Raw genomic sequence first — 14,042 nt, 5'->3', positions numbered from 1 at the left:
TCAGGAAGCCAGTTCTGTTGGAGCATGGTTGACGTACTGATCAGCCAGAGCCTGCCAGGAGGCTGCCAGCTTGTGATCAACAGCCAGGCCAAGCTGACCCTGATCATAAGCCCGCGCCAGCCGCTCTGCTGCGAGGTAGTGACCGGCTTTAGCGGCTCTGGCGTACCAGGTTACCGCGTATTCGTCACGTCGTGGATACTGTGCGCAACCATTTTCATAAATCTGCGCTACCTGATATTGGGCCTTGAGATCACCCGCATGCGCCGCTTCGACGATATAGCGCGCGCCACGTGCTTTATCCTGCGGCGACAGACTTCGATGAAAAAGCATATGCCCGTAGACTGACAACGCATCCGGGTGCCCGGCTTCGGCACAACGTTTCAATAAACGCAGCGTCAAACGCTGGGTACGCGGTGAGTGTGGCAATAACCAGCGAGTATGAAACAGCCGGTCAGCAACCTGATATTCAAGTCGTGTGAACAAAGATGATGCCTGTGGCATGGCAGACCACCTTGCCTGTTGAGTTTACTTGGGTAAGGATGCCAACCAATCGTACAGCGGGCAACCTGACGAGACAAAAAACCGGCGTGAACCGGTAGGGGTGGGCAAGCATACGCCTGCCAGCGCAAGGACTCAACCCCAGTATTTGCCGCCTTGTCAGCGCCTCGTTACCATGCTGGGACAAGCATCACTTAACTGGCCGAATAAACAGACTAATACGCCTCACGGCGAGAATGAATTCATCTTTCATCGCAAGGAGAATCCCATGCAGACACGCCCTCTTGGCAGAACAGGTATGGACGTCAGCCGCCTGTGTCTGGGTACCATGACGTATGGTGAACAGAACACGGAAACGCAGGCACATGAACAGCTGGACCGGGCTGTCGCCTTTGGCATTAACTTTATTGATACTGCCGAGATGTACCCGGTGCCTCCCAAGGCTGACACCCAGGGGCTGACAGAGCGCTATATAGGCAGCTGGCTCAAGCAGCGTGGTGCTCGCGATGATGTGATTATCGCCAGCAAGGTGACCGGCCCCGGGCTTAACCACATTCGCGGTGGCCCACGGCTGACGCCGGAGCACATTCACCAGGCCATAGATGACAGTCTGGCGCGCCTGAATACAGACTATATTGACCTCTACCAGCTCCACTGGCCCGAACGTAAAACCAATTTTTTTGGCAAACTGGGCTACACGCATCAGGAAGACGACAACGCCACACCGCTGGAAGAAACGCTGGGCGCATTGAAGGGGCTGGTGGATGCAGGGAAAATTCGTGCTGTCGGTCTGTCCAACGACACGCCCTGGGGAGTGATGAAATGCCTCGAACTGGCTGATCGTCTCGGCTTACCCAGGGTCGCCTCGGTGCAGAACCCTTATAATCTGCTCAACCGCACATTTGAAGTCGGACTGGCCGAAATTGCCCACCGCGAAGATGTTGGCCTACTGGCGTATTCGCCACTCGGTTTTGGTGTACTTTCCGGCAAATACCTGAACAACAACCGCCCTGCAGAAGCACGCCTGACGCTTTTCGAGCGCTTCAGCCGCTATACCTCATCTGAAGCAGAATCGGCCACTCAGGCCTATGTCAACCTTGCTCACAAGCATGGGCTGGATCCGGCGCAGATGGCGCTGGCCTTCGTCAATACACGCAGTTTTCTGACCAGCAATATCATTGGCGCCACCACCATGGAGCAGCTTGAGAGCAACCTGGCCAGTGAAAGCCTGAAGCTGGATGATGAAGTCCTCGATGCGATTGATGCTATTCATCATCAGATGCCTAACCCTTGCCCCTGAGCTGACTCAGCGATGCCTCATGGGATGCTTCAAATTCAGGCGTCAGTCGTGCCTTCCGCAGCTGCGTCTGCCTGGCTATCAGCCTGATAGCCCTGCCGCCTGACAGGGCTTGATACAATGTCATATATGGTTTGGCCCTGGGGTTTGTCAGGCTGCCAGACCCTCACATCCACCACAGGAAAACCAGACACGGGAAGACGTCATGCTAAGCGTAATTTCACCTGCCAAGACTCTCGACTTTGAAACACCGGCCACGACAGATCAAGTGACTCAGCCCGACTTTCTTGACCATAGCCAGGCGTTGATTGATATTCTCCGCGACTATTCTCCCCAGCAGCTTAGCGACTTAATGGGGATCAGCGATAAACTGGCAGGGTTGAATGCTGCCCGCTTTGCACAGTGGAAACCACCTTTCAGCCTGGATAATGCCAAACCAGCGGCACAGGCTTTCCAGGGCGATGTCTACACTGGCCTTGAAGCAGATACTTTTAGCAAGGAAGACAATCAGTTCGCTCAACAGCATCTGCGAATTCTTTCTGGGCTCTACGGATTATTGCGCCCCCTGGATCTGATCCAGCCCTACCGCCTGGAAATGGGCACCAAGCTTGCTAACCCCAGTGGCAAAGATCTTTACGCCTACTGGAAGCCAACCCTGACTCAGGCTGTCAATCAGGCCATTGCTGACAGTGGCTCCAAGGTGCTGGTGAATCTGGCGTCCAATGAATACTTCAAGGCAGTCGATACAAAGTCACTGGATGCACAAGTCATCACACCGGTTTTCAAAGACGAGAAAAACGGCCAGTTCAAGATCATCAGTTTTTATGCCAAGAAAGCACGTGGCCTGATGAGCGCCTGGATCATTCGTGAACGGCTGAATTCGCCCGAGGCACTCCAGGGGTTTGATGTAGACGGCTACCGCTTTGACCCTGCTTCCTCACAAGGCGACACGCTTGTTTTCATCCGTAAGGAAGCAGACCGGCCCAACTGATCAATTGAAATGAACCGGGCGCGCTGAGCGCGGTTTCAGAAAGTGTTGATGCGCCTGTTTGAACTCGGGCGTATCACAACGGTATAGCCACTCATAGGCCACCATATCCGCGGTGACCGCCTGCGCCCCGTTTGTGCAGGCCCGCGTGCGAGCCAGTTCAGCCTCGGTGCTGCGGCGACTGGCCGTTGCTTCTGTCAGCCAGAACACGTCATAGCCGGCTTCCAGCAACCCTAACCCTGTCTGCATAACACAGATGTGCGCTTCAGTACCGCAAAGCACAATCTGTGTTTTGCCTGAAGCAGCCAGGGCGTCCCGAAAGTGACTCTCTTCCATGACGCTGAAATGGACTTTTTGCCAGCGTTGGTAATCATCAAGACGTTCAAGCAGAGAGGCTGCGCTACCGCCCAGCTTTTGTGGATTCTGCTCGGTTAACCAGACAGGGACATCCAGGAGGTTAGCCAGGCCTCCTAGCCAGCTGGCCTCCTCAATTGCCTGAAGACCGCCCTCAATGACAGGCAAAAGCCCAGCCTGGAAGTCGACCATAAGCAGCAGGCTTTTTTCTCGTTGTATGCGCATGCATTCACCTTATGAGATAACGTTAAATAGCCTATCCAGCATAAGCGCAGCCAGGTGATTACTCCACCCCAAAGAGGGATGCATGCCAAAGCGGGGGGAAACGCTTCGTGAATCGTGCATCGTGAATCGTGAATCGTGAATCGTGAATCGTGAATCGTGAACAGAACAAAAAAGCCCTCTGCCGGAGGGCAAGGTTTTTTTAACACGCGCACAGCAAAACGCCCCATACACAATATGTATGGGGCGTTTCTATATAGGTGCCTGACGATGACCTACTCTCGCATGGGGAGGCCCCACACTACCATCGGCGCTAAGCGGTTTCACTGCTGAGTTCGGCAAGGGATCAGGTGGTTCCCACTCGCTATGGTCGTCAGGCGTAACAGGTGATATAGCAGGCTGATTCAGCGGCGTTTGGGGCCACTGCGTAATGTCTGTGATCGTCTCTTCGTATCCGGCTTTCTTGCGTTTCGCTTTCTTGCTGTTGCAAGTTCTGCTGTTGCAAGCTCTGCGCTTTCGCGCGTCGTTATCACTGCGACCAGACCCCTTGGGTGTTATAGGGTCAAGCCTCACGGGCCATTAGTACACGTTAGCTCAACGCCTTGCAGCGCTTCCACACCGTGCCTATCAACCAGCTGGTCTCGCTGGGCCCTTCAGGAGGCTCTAGGCCTCAGGGATGTCTCATCTTGAAGGGGGCTTCCCGCTTAGATGCTTTCAGCGGTTATCCCGTCCGCACTTAGCTACCCGGCAATGCCACTGGCGTGACAACCGGAACACCAGAGGTGCGTCCACTCCGGTCCTCTCGTACTAGGAGCAGCCCTTCTCAAACATCCTACGCCCACGGCAGATAGGGACCGAACTGTCTCACGACGTTCTAAACCCAGCTCGCGTACCACTTTAAATGGCGAACAGCCATACCCTTGGGACCGACTTCAGCCCCAGGATGTGATGAGCCGACATCGAGGTGCCAAACACCGCCGTCGATGTGAACTCTTGGGCGGTATCAGCCTGTTATCCCCGGAGTACCTTTTATCCGTTGAGCGATGGCCCTTCCATACAGAACCACCGGATCACTAGAACCTGCTTTCGCACCTGCTCGACGTGTCTGTCTCGCAGTCAAGCACCCTTATGCTCTTGCACTCATTGCACGATGTCCGACCGTGCTGAGGGTACCTTCGTGCTCCTCCGTTACGCTTTGGGAGGAGACCGCCCCAGTCAAACTACCCACCACACACTGTCCTCGATCCGGATAACGGACCTGAGTGAGAACGCCCATGATGCCAGGCTGGTATTTCAAGGTTGGCTCCCCCCGAACTGGCGTCCGGGGTTCCAAGCCTCCCAGCTATCCTACACAGGCAACATCAGCGTCCAGTGTGAAGCTATAGTAAAGGTTCACGGGGTCTTTCCGTCTAGCCGCGGGTACACCGCATCTTCACGGCGATTTCAATTTCACTGAGTCTCGGGTGGAGACAGCGTGGCCATCATTACGCCATTCGTGCAGGTCGGAACTTACCCGACAAGGAATTTCGCTACCTTAGGACCGTTATAGTTACGGCCGCCGTTTACCGGGGCTTCGATCAGGAGCTTCTCCGAGGATAACACCATCACTTAACCTTCCGGCACCGGGCAGGCGTCACACCCTATACGTCGTCTTGCGACTTGGCAGAGTGCTGTGTTTTTACTAAACAGTTGCAGCCACCTGGTATCTTCGACCGGTTCGGGCTCGAGGAGCAAGTCCTGTCACCCTAGGCCGGCGTGCCTTCTCCCGAAGTTACGGCACCATTTTGCCTAGTTCCTTCACCCGAGTTCTCTCAAGCGCCTGGGGATTCTCACCCTGACCACCTGTGTCGGTTTGGGGTACGGTCGCACATGATCTGAAGCTTAGAGGCTTTTCCTGGAAGCGTGGCATCGATGACTTCCTGACCGTGGTCAGTTCGTTTCGCATCTCGGCGTTGAGCACCCGGATTTACCTGAGCGCTCGGCCTACATGCTTTCACCAGGACAACCAACGCCTGGCTCACCTAGCCTTCTCCGTCCCCCCATCGCAATCATGTCCGGTACGGGAATATTGACCCGTTTCCCATCGACTACGCCTTTCGGCCTCGCCTTAGGGGCCGACTCACTCTGCTCCGATTAGCGTCGAACAGAAACCCTTGGTCTTCCGGCGAGGGTGTTTTTCACACCCTTTATCGTTACTCATGTCAGCATTCGCACTCGTGATACCTCCAGCAAGCTTCTCAACTCACCTTCATTGGCGTACACGACGCTCCTCTACCGCTCACACCTAAGTGTGAACCCGTAGCTTCGGTACCTGATTTAGCCCCGTTACATCTTCCGCGCAGGCCGACTCGACTAGTGAGCTATTACGCTTTCTTTAAAGGATGGCTGCTTCTAAGCCAACCTCCTAGCTGTCTGAGCCTTCCCACATCGTTTCCCACTTAATCAGGATTTCGGGACCTTAGCTGACGGTCTGGGTTGTTTCCCTTTTCACAACGGACGTTAGCACCCGCTGTGTGTCTCCCACGCGTCACTCACCGGTATTCGGAGTTTGCCTCGGGTTGGTAAGTCGGGATGACCCCCTAGCCGAAACAGTGCTCTACCCCCGGTGGTGCTGCCTGAGGCGCTACCTAAATAGCTTTCGAGGAGAACCAGCTATCTCCGAGCTTGATTAGCCTTTCACTCCGATCCACAAGTCATCCAAATCTTTTTCAACAGATCCTGGTTCGGGCCTCCAATTGATGTTACTCAATCTTCACCCTGCTCATGGATAGATCGCTCGGTTTCGGGTCTATATCCCGCGACTGCTTCGCCCAGTTAAGACTCGCTTTCGCTACGGCTCCCCTAATCGGTTAACCTTGCCACGGAATATAAGTCGCTGACCCATTATACAAAAGGTACGCCGTCACGGAACATGTCCGCTCCGACTGCTTGTACGCACACGGTTTCAGGGTCTATTTCACTCCCCTCTCCGGGGTTCTTTTCGCCTTTCCCTCACGGTACTGGTTCACTATCGGTCAGCCAGGAGTATTTAGCCTTGGAGGATGGTCCCCCCGTCTTCAGTCAAGGTTTCTCGTGCCCCGACCTACTCGATTTCACATGATCAGATTTTCGACTATGGGGCTATCACCCGCTATGGCCGCGCTTCCCAGCGCCTTCGTCTAATCAGTCACATGCTTAAGGGCTGCTCCCCGTTCGCTCGCCGCTACTGGGGGAATCTCGGTTGATTTCTTTTCCTCAGGGTACTTAGATGTTTCAGTTCCCCTGGTTCGCCTCTTGCGCCTATGTGTTCAGCGCAAGATACTCACCTGTTGGTGAGTGGGTTTCCCCATTCAGAAATGCCCGGGTCACAGGTTGTTTGCCACCTCGCCGAGCCTTATCGCAGGCTTCCACGTCTTTCATCGCCTCTGGCTGCCTAGGCATCCACCGTGTGCGCTTCATTGCTTGACCCTATAACCCGAAGGAGTCTGGTCGCACAATGATAACGAGTGCCGGATACGCTTGAGACGTATCACATAACACTATTACGTACACCTTCGTCGGGCAGGGACTCACCACGCGGGGCGTTGTGAATCGCTGACCTTCAAAAGGTTTATCAGCTTTGCTATATCTTGTTAAAGAGCGACTGCTAGACGCAGTGATAAAGGAACCGATGAGGAAAATATTTTTCCTCCAACCGCGTCTGTTGCCAGAGGCGTAGGTTCATTTATCACTGCGCAAGGGCAGCGACGATCTGATCAGGTAATTCATTGTGAGCGCTTACCGCGAGGGATGATGCATCGTTTAAGGAGGTGATCCAGCCGCAGGTTCCCCTACGGCTACCTTGTTACGACTTCACCCCAGTCATGAACCACACCGTGGTGATCGCCCTCTTGCGTTAGGCTAACCACTTCTGGTGCAGTCCACTCCCATGGTGTGACGGGCGGTGTGTACAAGGCCCGGGAACGTATTCACCGTGCCATTCTGATGCACGATTACTAGCGATTCCGACTTCACGGAGTCGAGTTGCAGACTCCGATCCGGACTGAGACCGGCTTTAAGGGATTCGCTGACTCTCGCGAGTTCGCAACCCTTTGTACCGGCCATTGTAGCACGTGTGTAGCCCTACTCGTAAGGGCCATGATGACTTGACGTCGTCCCCACCTTCCTCCGGTTTGTCACCGGCAGTCTCCTTAGAGTTCCCACCATTACGTGCTGGCAAATAAGGACAAGGGTTGCGCTCGTTACGGGACTTAACCCAACATTTCACAACACGAGCTGACGACAGCCATGCAGCACCTGTCTCTGCGCTCCCGAAGGCACCAAGGTATCTCTACCAAGTTCGCAGGATGTCAAGAGTAGGTAAGGTTCTTCGCGTTGCATCGAATTAAACCACATGCTCCACCGCTTGTGCGGGCCCCCGTCAATTCATTTGAGTTTTAACCTTGCGGCCGTACTCCCCAGGCGGTCGACTTATCGCGTTAACTTCGCCACAAAGTGCGCTAGGCACCCAACGGCTGGTCGACATCGTTTACGGCGTGGACTACCAGGGTATCTAATCCTGTTTGCTACCCACGCTTTCGCACCTCAGTGTCAGTGTCAGTCCAGAAGGCCGCCTTCGCCACTGGTATTCCTCCCGATCTCTACGCATTTCACCGCTACACCGGGAATTCTACCTTCCTCTCCTGCACTCTAGCCTGACAGTTCCGGATGCCGTTCCCAGGTTGAGCCCGGGGCTTTCACAACCGGCTTATCAAGCCACCTACGCGCGCTTTACGCCCAGTAATTCCGATTAACGCTTGCACCCTCCGTATTACCGCGGCTGCTGGCACGGAGTTAGCCGGTGCTTCTTCTGCGAGTGATGTCTTTCCTGGCGGGTATTAACCGCCAGGCGTTCTTCCTCGCTGAAAGTGCTTTACAACCCGAGGGCCTTCTTCACACACGCGGCATGGCTGGATCAGGGTTGCCCCCATTGTCCAATATTCCCCACTGCTGCCTCCCGTAGGAGTTCGGGCCGTGTCTCAGTCCCGATGTGGCTGATCATCCTCTCAGACCAGCTACGGATCGTCGCCTTGGTGAGCCATTACCTCACCAACCAGCTAATCCGGCATAGGCTCATCCGATAGCGGGAGCCAAGGCCCCCTTTCTCCCGTAGGACGTATGCGGTATTAGCCTGAGTTTCCCCAGGTTATCCCCCACTATCGGGTAAATTCCTATGCGTTACTCACCCGTCCGCCGCTCGTCAGCATCCAGCAAGCTGGATCTGTTACCGCTCGACTTGCATGTGTTAGGCCTGCCGCCAGCGTTCAATCTGAGCCATGATCAAACTCTTCAGTTTAAAATCATTGTGATGCTTACCTGTCACCCTGGGGCAACAGAAGCGCATCAAACTTGGCTCAAGGGTCAAACGAATTCATTTCAATTTACATTGTCATGACCGCTTGCCTTGATAGTTGGTGATTTATCACCCTCATCGGCAAGCACCCACATGAATTACCTGATCAAATTGTTAAAGAGCTGTTCGCGAGGCGGCGATACTGCCTTGCCAGTCGATGACCTGATTGGCTTGCCTCAGCGAGGAAGACATATTCTACGGCTTCCTGTGTGTTTGTCAACGACTGATTTCAGCGGCGTCGCCAGCGTGCTTTATTACCACCACTCGCTAACTTATTGACAAACCGAAGGTTTTACCTTCATCCACCGCAGGTGACAGTGTGCGTCCCCGGCAGCGGATGCGTACTCTAAGGCTTCGCTGCACAGGATGCAAGGGCTTTATGGAAAAAAGTCAAAAAGCATCAGCTGTCAGGCTGGATGGCCAACTCATTAACCAACCGCTACTTTTTCATACTCGCATCATCGGCCATAAATTGGTAAAACCAATTAGCGCTATTTTCAGAATTAAGTAATATTAGAAATAATAGAACTTTTGCATTGGCTCTGCCAATCAAGGAGCTAACGATGTCTTATACACCTCTTCGTCAACCTAGATTGGCCGACGCGATTACTGAACGCCTTGAAGCCATGATGCTTGAGGGCAGCCTTAAACCTGGACAACGCCTGCCACCTGAACGCGAACTGGCTCAGCGGTTCGGGGTTTCACGCCCGTCCTTACGCGAAGCCATTCAGAAACTGGCTGCCAGAGGGCTGCTGGTCAGCCGCCAGGGTGGCGGCAATTTCGTTAACGACGACCTGAACAGCGGCTACACAGATCCCCTACTGGAAATGCTGACGCGTCACGAAGAATTTCACCTTGACCTGCTCGAATTTCGTGATGCCATGGAAGGCATTTCTGCCTATTATGCTGCCCTGCGCTCAACGCCTGCCGACAAGGCTATTATGATCCAGCGCTTTGAAGAGCTCGACAATGGGTTTGCTGGTAAGGATCCAGCGGCAGAAGCCAAACTGGATGCTGCTTTTCACCTTTCCATTGCTGAAGCCGCACATAACGTTTTGTTGCTTCACACCATACGTGGCATTTTTCATCTACTGGAACAAAGCATCGTCGACAACCTGGCCTTTCTGTTTGCCAGACCCAACTCTCGCAGTCAGTTGATGAAACAACATCGGGCCTTGCTGGATGCCATCCTCGAAGGACGTGCAGAAGACGCGCGCAGCCGTGCGCATGAACACCTGGTGTTTGTAGAGGAAGGTTTGATGGAAATGGCTCGTGCTGAAACCCGTGCGCAACGCGCCTTACGCAGAGCACAAGGCAGTGCGACCAGCGCATGATAAAGAAGGTTCAACTCCCTCTATTACGTTGGCGATGGTTAACGCTGACCCTGGTCTTTCTCGGACTGCTGTTGTGCGTTTGGCAAGCCTCCCAGATTGCGCGCGAACAGGCGCTGGAAAACCTGCGCGAGGATGCCGAGAACGAATTGCGCTTGTCAGCTGCCCACTTGAACGGCTACCTGCTGCGATATGACTACCTGCCGCAAATGCTGGCTACTCGTGAAGGCGTTCAGCGATTTCTTGCTTCACCGGACAACCAGGACCCGATGCCACTTAACCTGCTACTTGACCGTTTTCGCTTCACTGCAGGCGTTTCTGATGTTTATCTGCTGGATAGGAAAGGTGACACTATTGCCGCCAGCAACTGGCACCGCCCCAATACCTTTATCGGCCAGAACTACGCATTTCGCAGTTATTACCGTGACGCCATGGCCGGCGGACAAGGCCGCTTCTACGGACTAGGCGTTCAGTCACGCGAACGTGGCTACTACTTTTCATCCCCTGTTTATCTGGAAGATACCTCTCCTGATGCTCGCCCGGATGGCGTCATGGTCATCAAGGTGCTTCTCGACGACGTTGAACAAGGCTGGGCTGAGCAAGAAGCAACGTTATTTGTCACCGACAGTGATGACATCATCTTCATGGCCAGCAAGCCCGAATTACGCATGAATGCGCTTTATCCGCTTTCGGACCAACAACGTGAGGCGCTGCGCAACACCCGGCGCTATGCGGTCGAGCCTTTAAATGCGTCGGGTATCGTCATAGAAGAAGCTCACTCAGAGGATGCGCATATTGTCAGCTTTTCACGCGGCGTTTTAGAGGATGAACGCTTCCTACGCCTGACCCGACCGATAGCAGAGTTCCAGTGGGACATTCATATCCTCAAACCACTGGATACTGTCTCCAGCGCTCAATGGCTGGCAGCCCTGATGGCAGGTGGTCTCTATGGGGTTGTGGCCCTTGGCGGCGGAATAGGCTGGCAGCGCCTGCGCTTACGCCGCGAACGCGAAACCTTTGCTGAACGTGAAAGACGCACTCTGGCGCGGGTTCGCGATGAACTTGAACAAAGCGTTGAACGGCGTACCCGGGATCTGGTGGCAAGCAACCAGCGCCTTTCGGCTGAAATTGAGGAGCGCCGCCGCGCCGAAGAAAACTTACGCCAGACCCAGGACGAGCTGATTCAGGCAGCCAAGCTTGCCGTGCTAGGGCAGCTGGCGGCTGGCATCAACCACGAACTCAACCAACCCCTGGCGGCGATTCGTGCCTATGCAGAAAATGCCCGGCGTTTTCTGGCTCTGTCACGGCTGAACCAGACAGACGCCAACCTGGAACAGATTATCGAATTGACCCATCGCATGGCGGATATCAGCGCCCAACTACGCCAGTTCTCGCGCAAAAGCAGCGAGCGTCAAGAAAATATCGCCGTACAGTCATGCATTGAATATGCCTTGCGCCTCTTCCATAGCCGCGTGCGTGACAGCCAGGTGCGGGTCGAGCAGCAACTACCTGTAGCAACCCTTTGGGTCAAAGGGGATCTGGTGCGCCTTGAGCAAGTCATCGTAAACCTGATCAGTAATGCCTTACAGGCCATGACAGATACGTCCAACCCACATCTTACCGTGCGCGTGGAAGCGGACGGGGCAGACGTGCATATTCATATTATCGATAATGGGCCAGGTATCGATAGCGCTCATATCAACCAGATCTTCGCACCTTTTTTTACCACTAAGGCACCCGGCAAAGGCTTGGGGCTGGGCCTGTCCATTTCATCACGCATCATGGAGGATCTGGGTGGCAGGCTAGAAGCCTGCAACCTTCCCATGGGCGGCGCTCGGTTCAGTATTATTCTTCCTATGGCCATTGCCCCGGATACCTCAATGGAGCACCTATCTCATGCATGATCCGTCGACACTGCCCGTCATGGTGATCGACGACGAAGAGCATTTACGCATCACCGCCAGCCAGACCCTTGAGCTGGACGGTTATACGCCATACTGCTTTGAGTCTGCCGAACAGGCACTTGATGCCCTGACGCCCGACTTTCCAGGCGTGATTGTCAGCGATATCCGCATGCCAGGCATGGATGGTATGACCCTGCTGCGCACCCTACGCGAACGCGACCCGACGCTGCCCATTATCCTGATTACCGGCCACGGCGACATTTCTACCGCTGTGGAAGCCATGCGCGCCGGTGCCTGGGATTTTCTTGAGAAACCGTTTGCAGGCGACCAACTGCTTGATGTGGTACGACGAGGCCTGGAAAAGCGTCAACTTAGCCTTGAAAATAATCGCCTCAAGGCTGAGCTGGAAGCTCAACAGGCGGCACTTGGGCCACGCCTTGTCGGGCGTACCGAGACTATCTCGCGCCTTGCCGCCATGATCCAGCGCATCAGCCAGGTCGAGACAGATGTATTGCTGTTTGGGGAAACCGGAACAGGTAAGGATCTTGTCGCTCGGGCCATCCATGAACGCAGCCGCCGCCGCCACCATCCTTTCATGGCAATCAATTGTGGTGCAGTGCCCGAGAACACCATTGAATCAGAACTTTTCGGCCACGAAAAAGGGGCGTTCACCGGTGCCGTTGAACGCCGTATCGGTAAATTCGAGCATGCCAACGGCGGCACGGTCTTTCTCGATGAAATTGAATCAATGCCCTTGGCCTTACAGGTCAAGCTATTGCGCGTACTACAGGAACGTAGTATCGAACGCCTCGGCGCCAATGAAGTGATCAGGTTGGATATTCGCGTTATTGCCGCTACCAAGATTGACCTTAAAGCCGCCTCGGAAGCCGGTCGCTTCCGTGAAGACCTTTACTACCGGTTGAACGTTGTCACCCTGCCACTTCCCGCTCTGCGCGAAAGACGTGAAGATATTCCTCTGCTTTTCCAGCATTTTGCTGTCATCGCGGCTAACCGCAGCGGGCTGGAAGCTCCCCCGCTTGACAGTCATGCCATTGCGGCATTGCTGGCGCATGATTGGCCGGGTAACGTACGCGAACTGCGCAACCTGGCCGAACGTTATGTCCTGCTGGGAGCCGCATTTGATTATCACCTGCCAGCTCTGCTGGAAGGTGATAACGCAGAAACCCAGACAACCTCGCTGACACGCCAGGTAGAACTGTTTGAAAAAAGCCTGATAAGCCAGTCACTGTCACGCCATCATGGGCGCGTGACGCAGGTTTGTGACCATCTATGCCTGCCACGCAAGACGCTTTATGACAAGCTCAAAAAACATTCCCTACAGGCAGAAGATTATCGCCACAGCAGTGAACCCTGATGAAGAAGCTCCCACAGGTCGACCCAGGGCGGCAACCAGGGGAGCAATGTCAGTGTAGCAATCAACATCAGCAGGCTTGCCAGCGGGCGGCGGGCATCTGCCAGTTTTAGCGCCGTTCCAAAAGAACGCTTAAGGCGAGCACCTTCCAGGTCGACGCTGAAAAGCTCATCCAGCATAAGATGAATGACAAAGCCAACGGCTATTGCCAAACCATGGGACCAAGCAAACCAGGCAGACTGCGCCAGCAGCTGAAAGCTGGTGGCTGCTGCTATCATTGCGCATAGCACTCCGGCTAACAGTGAGTGCCATACACCACGATGCACCGTCAGGCGGGCAAACACGGCACTGCTCACATAACGCACCAACAGATAGATCCCACCGCACGCCATCAAAAGCGACCCGGGTGACAGCCAGCTTTGCAGTACAATGACGCCCAGCACCAGAGCGGGTACCGATAAAAGACTGAAGATCAGGCGGATGGAACGTGATCTATCGGCGTCAATATCCGGCAGGATGCCACCAAAGGCGGTTAGAACACCTATCAGCAGGGCTTGTGACGCAGGCCACCACTGGGCCTGATAACCCACAAATGCCAGAACCGCCCCGCCGACTGCCGCGACTGAAATATGTGTACGAAAATTAGCCATGTCACGCGGCATCCTGAAAGCTGTATAAATTACCAGATTTCATTCAGATGCAACA

At 54.5% G+C, this 14,042-nt stretch carries 8 protein-coding genes and 3 rRNA genes; 5 read left to right on the top strand and 6 right to left on the bottom strand.

Annotated features, from left to right (window positions below; translation table 11 throughout):
• Nucleotides 1–501: a tetratricopeptide repeat protein gene (locus LL947_RS01185; RefSeq protein ID WP_290823787.1), complete on the bottom strand. Its 501-nt coding sequence runs from the start codon at nt 499–501 to the stop codon at nt 1–3.
• 265 nt (nt 502–766) lie between these two features.
• Here LL947_RS01185 and LL947_RS01180 point away from each other — a divergent pair, with 265 nt between their 5' ends.
• Together LL947_RS01180 and yaaA are read left to right on the top strand one after the other, a co-directional pair.
• Entirely contained in the window at nt 767–1,798 is a 1,032-nt protein-coding gene (locus LL947_RS01180; protein ID WP_290823789.1) for an NADP(H)-dependent aldo-keto reductase, read from the top strand.
• Nucleotides 1,799–2,000: 202 nt separating this feature from the next.
• Nucleotides 2,001–2,786 carry a peroxide stress protein YaaA gene (gene yaaA, locus LL947_RS01175; RefSeq protein ID WP_404415492.1) on the top strand — a complete coding sequence of 262 codons (786 nt, stop codon included), beginning with the start codon at nt 2,001–2,003 and terminating at the stop codon, nt 2,784–2,786.
• On the opposite strand, the gene LL947_RS01170 is transcribed toward yaaA, so the two are convergent.
• From LL947_RS01170 to LL947_RS01155, 4 genes are all read right to left on the bottom strand, one after another.
• Nucleotides 2,787–3,362, bottom strand: coding sequence for an isochorismatase family protein (locus LL947_RS01170; protein ID WP_290823793.1), 576 nt, complete (start codon nt 3,360–3,362; stop codon nt 2,787–2,789).
• 259 nt (nt 3,363–3,621) lie between these two features.
• Nucleotides 3,622–3,737 (bottom strand): 5S ribosomal RNA (gene rrf / locus LL947_RS01165).
• 180 nt (nt 3,738–3,917) lie between these two features.
• Nucleotides 3,918–6,806: ribosomal RNA gene (locus LL947_RS01160) — 23S ribosomal RNA — on the bottom strand.
• 334 nt (nt 6,807–7,140) lie between these two features.
• Nucleotides 7,141–8,673 (bottom strand): 16S ribosomal RNA (locus tag LL947_RS01155).
• The 16S, 23S and 5S rRNA genes sit together here, the layout of an rRNA operon.
• Nucleotides 8,674–9,293: 620 nt before the next feature.
• Between LL947_RS01155 and LL947_RS01150 the strand changes: the two genes are divergently transcribed.
• Genes LL947_RS01150 through LL947_RS01140 form a run of 3 tightly spaced genes read left to right on the top strand, consistent with a single transcriptional unit; the run spans nt 9,294 to nt 13,340 of the window.
• Nucleotides 9,294–10,064, top strand: coding sequence for a GntR family transcriptional regulator (locus tag LL947_RS01150; protein WP_290823013.1), 771 nt, complete (start codon nt 9,294–9,296; stop codon nt 10,062–10,064).
• The gene (locus LL947_RS01145) at nt 10,061–11,965 is read left to right on the top strand and encodes a sensor histidine kinase (RefSeq protein WP_499833692.1); all 1,905 of its coding nucleotides are present in this window, start codon (nt 10,061–10,063) and stop codon (nt 11,963–11,965) included. The genes LL947_RS01150 and LL947_RS01145 overlap by 4 nt, the downstream gene beginning before the upstream one ends.
• Nucleotides 11,958–13,340: a sigma-54-dependent transcriptional regulator gene (locus LL947_RS01140; protein ID WP_404415484.1), complete on the top strand. Its 1,383-nt coding sequence runs from the start codon at nt 11,958–11,960 to the stop codon at nt 13,338–13,340. Before LL947_RS01145 ends, LL947_RS01140 begins: the two co-directional genes overlap by 8 nt.
• Here the strand turns inward: LL947_RS01140 and LL947_RS01135 are convergent.
• Entirely contained in the window at nt 13,316–13,987 is a 672-nt protein-coding gene (locus tag LL947_RS01135; protein ID WP_404415481.1) for a metal-dependent hydrolase, read from the bottom strand. The two genes, LL947_RS01140 and LL947_RS01135, sit on opposite strands and share 25 nt — an antisense overlap.
• Between the last annotated feature and the right edge of the window lie 55 nt (nt 13,988–14,042).

It is taken from the genome of Halomonas sp. BLK-85, from assembly GCF_044792155.1.
Lineage (GTDB): Bacteria > Pseudomonadota > Gammaproteobacteria > Pseudomonadales > Halomonadaceae > Vreelandella.
This window is presented reverse-complemented; position numbering and strand designations above follow the sequence as displayed.